The following is a 12,665-nucleotide window of genomic DNA, read 5'->3' on the forward strand; positions in this document are numbered from 1 at the left end:
GTACTCGCGCAGGCGCGGCCGGACGCCCAGCGCGGTGAGCGCGAGCGCCGCCGCCAGCGCGCCCGCGGCCAGGGCCGCCGTGCCGCCGTCGAGGTCGCCGTCGGTCGCGGCGACCGCCGAGTCCATCGCCTTGGCGTTGACCGCGATGGTGTCCCCGATGGCCGTGCTCAGCTGGTCGAAGTCGTAGTTGGACTGCCCCTGGGAGAGGCCGGTGTTGAGCGTCACCGCCTCCTTCAGCCGGCCCTCGTCGCGCAGCGCGCGGATCTTCCGGTCGTCCTGCTGGTACTGCTGGAAGGCGGCGAGCACCCGCTCGGCGGCGTCCTGCTCGCCGGGGAAGGTGATGTTGTGCAGTTCGGTGCCGAGGTAGCCGCCGAAGGGGACGGCCGTGTGGTCGGCGCGGTGCCGGGCCGCGGCGGCCGCCAGCTGGGCGTTGTAGTCGGCGAGGCTGGCGCCGTCCAGGCGGGCGATCGCCTGGGTCTTGTCGAGGAAGCTCTGCTCGTAGGCGGCCGCGCGGGACGGGTCGGTGAGGTAGCGGCTCTCGTCGGCGTTCAGGTCGAAGGCGACGGCACGGGCGCGGCTGAGCGCGATCACCGAGTCGTAGGCGTTGCTCTTGGCGGTCACCAGGTGGTCGTCGGCGCGGCTGACCAGGTGCAGGCCGATCGCCAGCACGACGGCGGTGAGCAGCGTGACTGCGGCCAGCGCCGGGTTGACGACGCGGTGGTAGCGCACCGCCAGGACGCGCTGGAGCCCGAGCAGCGCGGCGAGCGCGAGCAGGCCGACCGCGAGCAGCCACCACCAGCCGCTGCCGAGGGCGTCGCGGCGCTCGGTGTAGACCTGCTCGACGGTGGCCTCGTTGGCGGCGGTGACCTGGTCGGCGGCGGGCAGCAGTTGCTGGCGCAGCAGGTCGGTGGCCTGGCGGTAGGCGTCCAGGGCGGCGGGCGAGGGCTGGCCGGCCGGGGCTTTGGCCTGCTCCTCCAGCAGCTGGGCGCGGGCCACCAGGGCCTCGTAGCTGCCGAGCCGGCCGAGCACCTGCTGGACGGCGCGCTGGCCGGCCGGGTCGGCGGCCGCGGCCTGGGCGGCCTGTTGGAGGTCGCCGTCGGCCTGCGCGCGGCGCTGCTCGTAGGTGTCGAGGGTCTGCTTGCGCAGCGTCGTGTAGTCGGGGTCGGCACCGACCAGCAGCAGGTTGGCGGCCTGGGCGTCCATGTCGCTGAGCGCGAAGTAGAGGTCGGCGGCGCGGGTGGCCTGCGGGGCGGCCCGGTGGCCGATGGTGTCGGTGCCGTCGCGGGCCCCGCCGAGGACGGTGGTGGCGGCCGCGCCGAGGCCGATCAGGGCGGCCAGGCTGAGCGCGGTGAGGCCGCGGACCAGGCGCGGGGTGGTCCAGTAGGCGCGGCCGCCGACCGTCCGCGCGCCGTGCCGGAGCCGGGCCAGGGGGCTCGGGCGGGGGGTCGGGGCGGCCGTGGCCGGGGCTGGGGCCGTGGCCGGGGCTGGGGCCCGGGCTGGAGCCGGTTCCCCCGCCGGATCGGGTTCCGTCCCCGGGGCCGTCTCCCCCGTGGTGGCCGTCGTGCCCGCTGCCGAGGTGGTCATGGCCGCACGTTCCTCTCCCCCGTTGCACGGTCCGCCGGGGTTTCCTGCTGAAACCGGAGCAGAACCGTTTCTCTCCGCCGGGCGACGCTAGTGCCGCGCCACCTGCGGGAAGCCGCCCCCTGACGGCTCCTTGACGCCGCCGGGCGCCGTTCTTGACGCATCCTTAGCGACCGTCCCCGGCGCCCGGCGGTGCCCGCCGGTTCGCGGCGGCCCTCAGCGGTTCGCGGCGGTGATCGGCGGTGGTGAGTGGTGATGGGTGGTGGTGATGGGTGATGGCGATGGGTGGTGGGCTGCGGTGGTGGGCGGGTCAGCCCTGCCCGGCCCGGCGGCCGCGGTTCGCCGTGTTCTTCCGCCGGGCCCTCTTCTTGCGGGCGCGCTTGGACATCGTGTGCTCTCCGCTTCCGGGGAAGGGCTTCAAGCGGCCTGGCCGACCAACTGGTCCGCCAGCTTGACCAGGCGCTTCAGCGAGCGCTCCTCCTGGGCGGCCTGCGCCACCGGCGCCACCGAACCGCCGTCGTAGTAGGCGCCGTTGGCGACCGCAACGTCCGGCAGGCAGAGCCGGACGACGGCCGCCGCGCCCTCCACCGCCGGCGCGCCGGCCCGCCCGTACAGCGGCAGCAGCGCCGTGTCGCACAGGCCCGGGTTGAGGCTGACGGCGGTGATGCCGGAGCCGGCCGGGGCCATGTCGGCGGTCGCCATGGTGAGCGCGAGCTGCGACTGCGCGTACGCGGCCACCCGCGAGTACCTCTTCACCCGGTGCGGGTCCGACCAGTTCATCGACGCCGTCCGGTGCAGCGAGGACGAGACGTTGACGATCCGGGCGTCGCCGGACGCCGAGAGCGGCGCCCGCAGCAGCCTGGCCAGCAGGTGCGCGGCCAGGAAGTTGACCTGCAGCGAGACCTCGTTGCCGTCGTCGGTCAGCGTGCAGCGCTCGGGCGCCAGCGCGGCGGCGTTGTTGACCAGCAGGTCCAGCGCCGGGTAGTGCTTGACGACCGTGCCGGCCAGCACCGCGACCTCCGAGAGGTGGGTGAAGTCGGCGGCCAGCTCGACGAGCTGGTCCCGGCGGGCGCCGGCGTCGACCAGCCGGGCGACGGCCGCCTCGGCCTCCGGGGTGGTCCGGGCGTGCACCAGCACGGTGGCACCCAGCCCGGCGAGCAGCCGGGCGGTCTCCCAGCCGATGCCGGAGGAGGCGCCGGTGACGAGGGCGGTACGAGCGGACAGGACGGATTCGGACATGACCGTTCCCAGGGTGCGGGGCACCGCCGGCCCTGTCCGGGCCGGGGTGCGGGCTCAAAAGACCTGATGAGATGCGGAACTCGCGCGCCCGCCCGCACCCCGCGCCGATCGGACGACGGGGCGGGGCGGGGCGCGGCACGTGCCGTGCCCTCCGGCGGGGAGGCGCGGATCAGCGCACGGCGATGGCGGCCGCGGCGACGCGGACCGGCGGCCGCGGATGCGGCGGGCGGTCGTGGTGGCGTGCCGGGCGGTTCATGCTCCTCATCCAACCGGCGGGCGCGGACCGGGGCAAGCGCCGCACCGCCGCCCTGACGAATCCCTGACGCCGGGCGAACAGCCGTGCGGTCGGCGCCGGTTGCGGCAGCCGGTCAGTGCTGCCTGCGCGGGGCCGCGCCGGCTTGCGGCGGCACGGCGGAGCCGGTCGCGAGCACCGCGCCCGAGCCGGACCGCGCCGCGCCCCGCACCAGCCGCGCCCCGCCGCGGCCCGCCGTCAGAGCCAGTTGCGGCGCTTGAAGACCACGTACAACCCGGTGCAGACCAGCGCCATCAGCCCGACCGCGAACGGGTAGCCGAACGCCCACTTGAGCTCCGGCATGATCTCGAAGTTCATCCCGTACACGGTGCCGATCAGCGTCGGCGCGAAGAGGATCGCCGCCCAGGAGGAGATCTTCTTGATCTCGTCGTTCTGCACGTGCCCGGCCTCGGCGAGCTGCTTCATCTCCTCGTTCTGCCGCTGCGAGACCAGCGTCGCGTTCACGGTCAGGATGTTCTGCAGCATCTGCCGGAAGCCGTCCACCCGCTCGGCGGCGTAGGTGGCGTGGTCGGCGACGTCGCGCAGGTAGCGCTGCAGCTCGTCGTCGGTGCCGTACTTGCCGAAGCCCGCCTCCAGGCTCTTCATGATCTCCAGCAGCGGCCGGGTGGCCCGTTGGAGCTCGATCACCTCGCGGGACAGCTCGTAGATGCGCCGGGAGACCTGCGGGTCGCCGCCGAACACCTCCGTCTCGATCTCGTCGATGTCGTGCTGCAGCCCGGCGATCACCGGCGCGTAGCCGTCCACCACGGCGTCCAGCACCGCGTACAGCACCGCCTCCGGGCCGAGCGCGAGCAGGTCCGGGTCCGTCTCCAGGCGGCGGCGCACCGCGGACAGGTCCGGTGCCTGCGAGTGGCGGACGGTGAGCACGAAGTCGGGGCCCACGAAGAGGTGGATCTCGCCGAAGTCGACCTCCTCCGCCTCGTCCAGGTAGCGCGCGGCGCGCAGCACCACGAACAGCGTGTCGCCGTAGCGCTCCAGCTTCGGCCGCTGGTGGGCGACGATGGCGTCCTCGACGGCCAGTTCGTGCAGGTTGAACCGGTCCGCCGCCTCCAGCAGCTGCGCCTCGGCGGGGCGGTACAGGCCGATCCAGGCCATCGCGCCGGGCCGGTCGGGCAGTTCGCGGTAGATGTCGGCGAGGTTCGCCGGTGTGTCGATCCGCCGCCCGTCCCGGTAGACCGCCGCGTCCACCACGGAACGCTCCAGGGTGACCGGCTCGACGGGCTGGTCGGGCCGCGGATCCATCGAGTGCTCCGGCGCCGGCTGCGCGTCGGCGGGTCCGGAGCCCCCGGCGGGGCGGGAGAACGGACGCTTGCTCGCGCGCACGGCGCGCACACGCCAGTCGGACATGGCGGGTACCTCCACGGTGGGTGCCCGGTCGCCGTCCGGGGACGGCGGGCCGGAGGCGCCCGGCCGGCCACCACGCGCACGGCGCGACCGGCGGCACCCCGTCGAGGACGAGGTCAGCGCCGCGCGGGAGCCGTACGGGAGGAGGAACGCCGGGTGCCGCGAATGGTGCGGGACAACCGGGGGCGGGGCCGACTTCGACCCGGACTACTGCACTCCACGGCTCTCACCTCCTCGGCTCCGCGCGCCCGCGCACCGGAAGGGGGGCCTGCACAACTCCCGCCGAGTGTAGTACCCGCTCCCGGGTGCCTCCCACCGCCCGCCCCCGGGGGCGCCGCGCGACGGTGTTCCGGGCCGGTCGTGCGCCCGGCGCGTTCGGGCACCAACGGCCGCCCGTGTCCTGCCCGTTCGTCCCGCCGATGCGATTACGGGGCCGCCACCGCCCGACTACGCTACGTGTCATGACTTCTTCGGAAACGGCCCCCGGGCGGGGCACGGCGGTGGTGATCGGCGGCGGGCTGGCCGGCACGGTGGCGGCCTGGGCCCTGCGCGGGTTCGCCGAACGGATCGTGGTGGTGGAGCGGGACCGCTACCCGGCGGAGCCCACGTTCCGGGCCGGGGTGCCGCAGGGCCGGCACGCGCACCTGGTGCTGGAGGCCGGGCACCGGGCGCTGGAGGAGATGATGCCCGGCATCAACCAGGAGCTCACGGAGGCGGGCGCGACGAGGGTCGCCGTCTCTGGCGATCTGAAGTGGCTCAGCTCGGCGGGGTGGATGGCGCAGTACCCGGCGCAGCTCGCCTTCCTCTCCTGCACCCGGCCGGTGCTGGACAAGGCGGTGCTGGACCGGGTCCGCGCCGAGCCCTCGATCGAGTTCCTGGAGGGCGCCGACGTGGTCGGCCTGCTCGGGTCGGCCCGCACGGTGACCGGCGTCAAGGTCCGCGACCGCGGGCCCGAACGCAGCGAAGTCCGGGAGATACCGGCCGAGTTGGTGGTGGACGCGGCCGGCCGCACGACCTCGGTGCCGGACTGGCTGGCGGAGCTGGGCCACCCGCCGGTGCCCGAGGAGCGGGTGGACGCGGGCGTCGCGTACTCCTCCCGGCTGTTCCACCGCCCGGCCGGCGTCGACATCGGCTACAAGGCGATCTACGTGCAGACCAAGGCCCCGGACGCGCCCCACCTGGGCGTGCTGCTGCCGGTCGAGGGCGACCGCTGGATCGTCAGCGTCGCCGGCATGCGCGGCGCCGAACCCGAGCCCGGCGAAGCCGGGTTCACCAAGCAACTGGCCCGGCTGCGCGACCCGAGCATCCGCGAGGCGCTCCAGCAGGCCGAGCCGGCCGGCGAGGTGCGCGGCTTCGTCCCCGGCCCCGGCATCCGGCGGCACTACGAACGCAGCGCCCCGGACGGCCTGGTGGTGGTCGGCGACGCCGCCAGCACCTTCAACCCGGTGTACGGGCAGGGCGTCACCGTCGCCCTGTTCTGCGCCCGGGAGCTGCGCCGCACCGCCCTGCGCCACGGCGGCATCGGCCACGCCACGGCCCGGGACGCCCGGCGCGCGATCGCGGCCGTCTCCAAGAACCCGTGGGTGATGTCCTGCACCGAGGACGTCCGCTTCGCCGCCACCACCGGCGGACCCTCCGGCGCCCTGCTCGCGCTCCAGCACCGCTTCCTCGACAAGGTGCTGGCCGGCGCCGCCCACAACCCGTCGGTCACTGCCGCCTTCCACGAGGTGATGTCGCTGGTCGCCCCGCCGACGCTGCTGTTCCGCCCGTCGCTCCTCGCCGCCATCCTGCGGAGCTGACCGGCCAGGGACGTGCCCGGCCGCCGACCGGCCTCCTTCGCCAGCTGCCGGCCCGGGGCGCGCCCGGCCGCCGCGCGCCCGGCCGGAACCGTCAGACGGGCTCCAGGTGCGCGGCCACGTACGGCACGGCGACCTGCTCCAGGGCGCCGCGGCCGAACGCCGGGTGGACGTTGACCTCGAAGACCACGCCGCCGCTCTCGGCGGCGAGGGCGACACCGGCCAGCGGCAGGCCGAGGCAGGCGACCGCGCGGATCGCCAGGTCCGCGAGGCCCCGGGGCAGTTCGGCGGCGGCGAGCGGGGCGGAGACGGCGCCGCGGCTCTCGTTGCAGGGGGCGTCCGGATCCGCCTGCACGTGTTCGACGACCCGGACCACCCGGCCGTCGAGCACCACCACCCGGTACTGGTGGCGGCGGCCGTCCGGGGTGAAGTTGCGGGCATCCCGGGCGATCAGCCAGTCCGCCCCGTCGTGCTCGTAGTGCCGTGCGGCGGAGGCGAGTTGGGCGTGAGTGGTGACGTGGAAGACGTCGTCGCCGCCCATCCCGACGCAGGGCCGGGCCCAGACGTCGCCGCCGAGCCGGTCGAAGGCCTCGGCGGCGGCCCGCAGGCTCGGCCGGGACAGCGAGACGGTCGGCATGTGCGCGACGCCGTCGCGGGTGAAGCGGGCCACCGTGAGGTCCTTCTCGGTGGCCGCCCGCCAGGCCTGCACATCGGTGCCGAGCGAGCGGGCGCCGTGTGCGCCCAGCAGCCGCTGGAAGGGCGCGAAGTCGCGCCGCCGGTGCGGCGGGATCTCGTAGATCACGACGGCGTCGGCCGCCACACTGCGGCCGTCCGCCTCCAGGCGCAGCCCGCCCCCGTCGTCGGGGCGGATCCGGCCGCCCCCGCCGGTCATGAAGTGCCGGGCGTCGAGCAGCACGGGCGCCCGGCCGGTGAGGGCCCGGGCGGCGGCGGCGAGGACGTCGCGGCTTCCTTCGGTCGAACTGTGATCAGTCAAGAGAACGAGCTCACGTCGACCCATGCGGGTCATGGAAGCGCGGGGCCCGCGCCCCGGCAAGGGGGCCCCACGAGCCAACACCCGCCCCACTGGCCGAAACCCGCGCGGACGCGGTGCGCTCCCGCCGGCAATTCGGATGCGGACGCTCCACCCGCCCCGCTACCCTGGGCCGCATGTCTACGCCCCGAATTTCCTAGCCGACGGACCCGCCTCCACACCACCCGTGTGTCCGTTCGCTGTTTCGGAGCGTTATCCCATGATCACCACCCGTGGTGTCGACCTGCGCGTCGGCGCCCGCCTCCTGCTGTCCGACATCACCGTCCACATCGCCCCCGGCGACCGGATCGGCCTGGTCGGCCGCAACGGCGCCGGCAAGACCACCCTGCTCGCCACCCTCGCCGGACAACTGCCGCCCGCCGCCGGGACGGTCACCCGCACCGGCCCCGTCGGCTACCTCCCGCAGGACTCCCGCGCCGCCGACCCGTCCGCCACCGTCACCGACCGCATCCTGTCCGCCCGCGGCCTGGCCACCGCCGTCCACGCGCTGCGCGCCGCCGAAGAGGCGATGGCGCAGGCCGACGCACCGCACGAACAGCGCCGGACGATGGACGCCTACACCCGCGCCGAGGCCGAGTTCCAGTCCCGGGGCGGCTACGCGGCCGAGGCCGAGGCCGCCCGGGTCGCGGCCGGCCTCGGACTGCCCGCCCGGGTCATGGACACCCCGGTCGGCACCCTCTCCGGCGGCCAGCGCCGCCGGGTCGAGCTGGCCCGGATCCTCTTCGCCGACCACGGCACCCTGCTGCTCGACGAACCCACCAACCACCTCGACGCCGACTCCGTCGCCTGGCTGCGCGGCTTCCTCGCGGCCCACCAGGGCGGGCTGGTCCTGATCAGCCACGACCTCGGCCTGCTCGCCGACACCGTCAACCGGGTCTTCCACCTCGACCCGCAGCGCGCCGCGATCGACGTCCACAACACCGGCTGGCGGGCCTACCTCGACCAGCGCGCCGCCGACGAACGCCGCCGCACCCGGGAACGGGCCAACGCCGAACGCAAGGCCGCCGCCCTGCACGCCCAGGCCGACCGGATGCGGGCCAACGTCGCCACCGCCACCAGCGCCCGCAGCATGGCCCGCCGCGCCGACCGGATGCTCGCCGACCTCGAACCCGCCCGGCAGGCCGAACGGACGGCCCGGATCCGGCTGCCCGAACCCGCCCCCTGCGGCCGGATGCCGCTCGGCGCGATCAGCCTCGCCAAGGCCTACGCCGGCCGCCGGGTGCTCACCGGCCTCGACCTGGCCGTCGACCGGGGCAGCCGGATGGTCGTGCTCGGCCTGAACGGTGCCGGCAAGACCACCCTGCTGCGCATCCTGGCCTGCCACGAAAGCGCCGACACCGGCCGGGTGGTGCCCGGCCCGGGCCTGCGGCTCGGCTACTTCGCGCAGGAGCACGACACCCTCGACCCGGCGCGCAGCGTCCGCGACAACCTCGCCCAGGCCGCGCCGCACCTGAGCGACGGCGAACTGCGGCACGTCCTCGGCGCGTTCCTGTTCCGCGGAGACGACGCCGACAAGTCGGCCGGGGTCCTCTCGGGCGGTGAGAAGACCCGGCTGACGCTGGCCGGCCTGGTCCACTCCGGCGCCAACGTCCTGCTGCTCGACGAGCCCACCAACAACCTCGACCCGGCCTCCCGGGCGGAGGTGCTGGCGGCGGTCGGCACCTACCCGGGCGCGATCGTGATGGTCACCCACGACCCGGGCGCCATCGAGGCCCTGCGGCCCGACCGCGTCCTGCTCCTCCCGGACGGCGACGAGGACCTGTGGCACGACTCCTACCTGGAGCTGGTCGCCCTGGCGTGAGCGGCGCCGCCTGACGCCGCCGCGCCCCTCCGGTATCCCCGGCGGGGCGCGGCCGGGCCCGAGCCGTCCTACGGCTTGCGCGCCTCGATCAGGAAGCGCGCGGAGTGGGCGACGAACGGCCCCTCCGTCCGGATCAGGGCGTCCAGTTCACGCAGCCGGTCCCGGTAGACCGCCACGGTGAAGCCCGGGACCATCCAGATCACCTTGCGCAGGAAGTACACCACCGCGCCGATGTCGAGGAACTCCATCCGGAGCCGCTCGGAGCGCAGGTCCACCACCTCCAGCCCGGCGTCGCGCGCGGCGGCGCTCTCGTCCTCCGGGCGGCGCGCCCGGCGTGCCTCGGGCTGCGGGCCGAGGAAGTACTCGACCAGTTCGAACCCGGACGCCGGCCCCACGTGCTGGGCGCAGTAGGCGCCGCCGGGCCGCAGCACCCGGGCGATCTCCGACCACCAGGCCTTCACCGGATGACGGCTGGTGACCAGGTCGAAGGCCCCGTCGCCGAACGGCAGCGGCGGCTCGTCCGGGTCCGCGACCACCACCACGCCCAGCGGGTGCAGCAGGCCGGTGGCGCGCGCGACGTTCGGCGGCCAGGACTCGGTGGCCGCCATGGTGGCCGGAAGCGCTCCGCGCTGCGCGGGAGCGGGCTGTCCTGCGACGGGCTTCGCAGCGGCGAGCCGGGCTGCGCCGGCCAGCACCTCGCCGCCGCCGGTCTGAATGTCCAAGGCTGCCGAGGCCCGGCCCAGCCGCTCGGCCAGCAGCCGCTGGTAGCCCCAGGACGGCCGTTCCTCGGTGGCGCGGCCGGCGAGCCAGGAGAAGTCCCAGCCGTCCACGGACACCGCCTCGGCCTCGGCGATCAGCTCTTCGAAGGTGCGCATACCGGCATCATCCCGGTGGCCCGCCCACCCGGCGAACTGTTTCACCCTCCGCTTCATCCCCTCGTGCCGCAGGGGCGGTTCCCCGGACCACGCGCAGACCGCCTGCCGTGATCAGCCCGGTCACCGGCTCCGAACCGCCGCCCCATCGTTCCCCGGCCTCGGAAAACCGCTGTCCGCCCCCGGTACGGCTGGGCGAGGATGACGGCGTGACGAACGAGCAGGCGAGGGCCCCGTCTACCACCTCGCCCACGTCAACGCCCGTCGTGCCCGCTCTTCACCCCTCTCGCCACCGTGGAGTCCCGACGCCATGACCTCCTCACCGCAGTCCCCCGTCGGCCGCTTCTACGACGAGTTCGCGGCCGGGTACCACCTCCTCTACCCCGACTGGGACGCCTCCGTCGCCCGCCAGGGCGCCAGCCTCGACGCCCTGATCCGCGCCGGCCTCGGCGATCGCCCGGTCGACGTCCTGGACTGCGCGTGCGGCATCGGCACCCAGGCCCTCGGCCTCGCCGCCCTCGGCCACCGCGTCACCGGCACCGACCTCAGCCCGGCGGCCGCCGCCCGGGCCGTCACCGAAGCCGCCCTACGGGGCCTCCGTCTCCCCACCGCGGCCGCCGACATGCGCGGGCTCCCCTTCGCCGACGCCCGGTTCGACGTCGTCGTCTGCGCCGACAACGCGCTCCCCCACCTACTCACCCCCGAGGAGGTCCGCACCGCCCTCACCGAGATGCGCCGCGTGCTGCGCCCCGGCGGCCTGCTCCTGCTCACCATCCGCCCCTACGACGACCTGCGCCGCTCCCGCCCGGCCGCCACCCCGCCCCAGACCACCGAACGCTACGGCCGACGGTCCGTCATCTTCCAGCTCTGGCACTGGCACGAGGACGGCGAGCGCTACGACCTGGAGCTCTTCCACCTCACCCCCGATGCCACCGGCCAATGGCAGACCGACATCCGTCGCTCCACCTACTGGGCCCTCACCCAGTCCCAGCTCACCGCCCTCGCCTCCGAGGCCGGCTTCACCACCTCCCACTGGCAACCGCCCGCCCGAACGGGCTTCTTCCAACCCGTGCTCATCGCCCACGCCCCCTGACCCTGGCCGACCCCGACGACTGCACGATCCACACCGGCCGGGACAATTCCGGGGTGCTATTGACATGGATCGCCGAAATAGCGGACGAACCACTGGTGCTGGAGCCGAGCGACCGGCGGGTCGAGTGGCGGACCAACACCTGGTACCTGAGTGCGGAGGATGAGGACAAGCAGTCCTTGTCCGTGACCGAGGTGGTCGCCGCCTTCGAACGAACCGCTCAGGCCATCCGGCACCGTATCCACGCGCTGGGCTTCGCCGGGGTGGCGACCTTCTACGTGTGGCACGACGAGCAGGTCGATCAACTCCGCTGCTCCACCGGATCGGTGGCCGTCGACGAACTGCCGTTCGGCGGCACCTACCTGCCCTCCGACGACCTCGTTCCGGTCGTCGAGGGCTTCCTGAGCGGCCGACAGCCAGCCGGGACCAACCCGTCGGACCAGACCGCGCCCAACGCCATGGCCCCCTTCCCCGTCTGGGTCCGCAACGTCGGACCGACCTCACGCTGACCTGTCCCGCACCCCGCCGAGGGCAGCCCCGAGATCGGCTGGCCGAGATGCGCGGCTCAGCGGCCTGCGCCGGGGGTCCGGGCCGGTCAGGTCTCGCGCTGCGGGTGGTACTCGGACTCGGGTATGCCGAAGGTCCAGGCGACCCCGGCGCGGGCGGTGCGGGTGCTCGGCGGGACGCGCAGCCAGTAGGTGCGGAAGGTGCCGTCGGGCTCGGCGGTCGAGTTGACGACCTCGACCATGACCACCGGTTCGTCGTCGGGCAGGGTGATCCGCCAGAGCACCCCGGTCTCGTCGCGGTGGATGGGCTCGGCACCGGAGTCGGCCAGGTAGCGCTCGTAGCCGTAGTGCTCCAGCAGGACACGGCGCAGTTCGGCGTTCTCCTCGGTGCGGATCCGCTCGACGGTGACGTCGGCCAGCCCGGCCAGGAACTCGGCGGGCACGGGCATGCCGCGCCAGGCGTGCAGGGCGAAGCCGTCGGCGTACTCCAGGGCGGGGCCGTCCGCCCGGTCGAGCCGCCCGGCCTCGTCACGGTGCAGCGCGACGGGGCGCTCGCTGACCAGCGCGACGTCCTGGTACGGCCACCACCAGCCGGCCTCGCGGGCCACCCCGGCGAGCGGCGCGACGGCCTCGGCGCTGCCCCCGGCCGCGTCGGAGGCGGCCTCGAAGGCGGCGAACCAGGGAGCGTCGTGCTGGCCGCGCACGGCGTCGAGCAGGGCGAGCCGGACGGTGGTGCGCCGGGCGCGGGCGGCGGCGGCCGCGTCGTCCGAGGCCTCCTCCCGGTCGGCCTCGGGGGCGAGCCGGTCGAGGACCGCCGTGCGGATGCGGTCGGCGAGCGGGGTGGTGACCGGGCCGAGCTCGCCGCCGGTGAGTGCCCAGTGCGCCGCCCACCCGGCCGCGCCGACCTCCTCGACGGCCCGCCGCCGGGCCTGTTCCCAGGGCCCGGTGCGCACGGCCTCGCGTACGCTCACCGCGCCGGCGGCCCGCAGCTGCAGCGCCGCCTCGGCGGCGGCGAACGGCGAGCCGAACCAGCGGACGGCCGTGGGCTCGGGCAGCCCGGCCGCCCGGTAGG

General features: G+C 75.1%; 10 protein-coding genes. 4 read left to right on the forward strand and 6 right to left on the reverse strand.

Annotated elements, in window-relative coordinates; all coding sequences use genetic code 11:
- The 3 genes from ACFV6I_RS30565 to ACFV6I_RS30575 all read right to left on the reverse strand — a co-directional run.
- Positions 1-1,584, reverse strand: a 1,584-nt coding sequence (locus ACFV6I_RS30565; protein WP_380428791.1) for a hypothetical protein, incomplete at its 3' end; no start/stop codon positions are given.
- Between the two features lie 414 nt (positions 1,585-1,998).
- Positions 1,999-2,820, reverse strand: coding sequence for an SDR family NAD(P)-dependent oxidoreductase (locus ACFV6I_RS30570; protein WP_380428792.1), 822 nt, complete (start codon positions 2,818-2,820; stop codon positions 1,999-2,001).
- A 490-nt stretch (positions 2,821-3,310) separates the two neighbouring features.
- The gene (locus ACFV6I_RS30575; RefSeq protein ID WP_063350723.1) at positions 3,311-4,480 is read right to left on the reverse strand and encodes a magnesium and cobalt transport protein CorA; all 1,170 of its coding nucleotides are present in this window, start codon (positions 4,478-4,480) and stop codon (positions 3,311-3,313) included.
- Positions 4,481-4,938: 458 nt separating this feature from the next.
- Here ACFV6I_RS30575 and ACFV6I_RS30580 point away from each other — a divergent pair, with 458 nt between their 5' ends.
- Positions 4,939-6,276: an FAD-dependent monooxygenase gene (locus tag ACFV6I_RS30580; RefSeq protein WP_380428794.1), complete on the forward strand. Its 1,338-nt coding sequence runs from the start codon at positions 4,939-4,941 to the stop codon at positions 6,274-6,276.
- A 91-nt stretch (positions 6,277-6,367) separates the two neighbouring features.
- Here the strand turns inward: ACFV6I_RS30580 and ACFV6I_RS30585 are convergent, their stop codons facing one another.
- Complete coding sequence (locus ACFV6I_RS30585; protein WP_380428796.1) at positions 6,368-7,267, reverse strand: RimK family alpha-L-glutamate ligase; 900 nt, start codon at positions 7,265-7,267, stop codon at positions 6,368-6,370.
- Between the two features lie 256 nt (positions 7,268-7,523).
- Here ACFV6I_RS30585 and ACFV6I_RS30590 point away from each other — a divergent pair, with 256 nt between their 5' ends.
- Entirely contained in the window at positions 7,524-9,125 is a 1,602-nt protein-coding gene (locus ACFV6I_RS30590; protein ID WP_380428798.1) for an ABC-F family ATP-binding cassette domain-containing protein, read from the forward strand.
- A gap of 68 nt (positions 9,126-9,193) precedes the next feature.
- Here the strand turns inward: ACFV6I_RS30590 and ACFV6I_RS30595 are convergent, their stop codons facing one another.
- Positions 9,194-10,000 (reverse strand): methyltransferase domain-containing protein, encoded by an 807-nt coding sequence (locus tag ACFV6I_RS30595; RefSeq protein WP_380428800.1) that lies wholly within the window; start codon positions 9,998-10,000, stop codon positions 9,194-9,196.
- A gap of 307 nt (positions 10,001-10,307) precedes the next feature.
- Here ACFV6I_RS30595 and ACFV6I_RS30600 point away from each other — a divergent pair, with 307 nt between their 5' ends.
- Together ACFV6I_RS30600 and ACFV6I_RS30605 are read left to right on the forward strand one after the other, a co-directional pair.
- The gene (locus ACFV6I_RS30600) at positions 10,308-11,090 is read left to right on the forward strand and encodes a class I SAM-dependent methyltransferase (protein WP_380428802.1); all 783 of its coding nucleotides are present in this window, start codon (positions 10,308-10,310) and stop codon (positions 11,088-11,090) included.
- A gap of 53 nt (positions 11,091-11,143) precedes the next feature.
- A complete protein-coding gene (locus ACFV6I_RS30605; protein WP_380428804.1) occupies positions 11,144-11,596 on the forward strand; it encodes a hypothetical protein in 453 nt (150 codons plus the stop codon).
- A gap of 86 nt (positions 11,597-11,682) precedes the next feature.
- Here ACFV6I_RS30605 and ACFV6I_RS30610 read toward each other — a convergent pair.
- Positions 11,683-12,665: DUF6745 domain-containing protein (locus ACFV6I_RS30610; protein ID WP_380428806.1), on the reverse strand; the 983-nt coding region annotated here is incomplete at its 5' end.

It is taken from the genome of Kitasatospora sp. NPDC059803 (assembly GCF_042732255.1).
Taxonomy (GTDB): Bacteria; Actinomycetota; Actinomycetes; order Streptomycetales; family Streptomycetaceae; genus Kitasatospora.

Bases quoted from the DNA above. Each gene is read 5' to 3' on its own strand.
- ACFV6I_RS30595 (WP_380428800.1), bottom strand. From the start codon at position 10,000: ATGCGCACCTTCGAAGAGCTGATCGCCGAGGCCGAGGCGGTGTCCGTG.
- ACFV6I_RS30570 (WP_380428792.1), bottom strand. From the start codon at position 2,820: ATGTCCGAATCCGTCCTGTCCGCTCGTACCGCCCTCGTCACCGGCGCC.
- ACFV6I_RS30580 (WP_380428794.1), top strand. From the start codon at position 4,939: ATGACTTCTTCGGAAACGGCCCCCGGGCGGGGCACGGCGGTGGTGATC.
- ACFV6I_RS30590 (WP_380428798.1), top strand. From the start codon at position 7,524: ATGATCACCACCCGTGGTGTCGACCTGCGCGTCGGCGCCCGCCTCCTG.
- ACFV6I_RS30575 (WP_063350723.1), bottom strand. From the start codon at position 4,480: ATGTCCGACTGGCGTGTGCGCGCCGTGCGCGCGAGCAAGCGTCCGTTC.
- ACFV6I_RS30600 (WP_380428802.1), top strand. From the start codon at position 10,308: ATGACCTCCTCACCGCAGTCCCCCGTCGGCCGCTTCTACGACGAGTTC.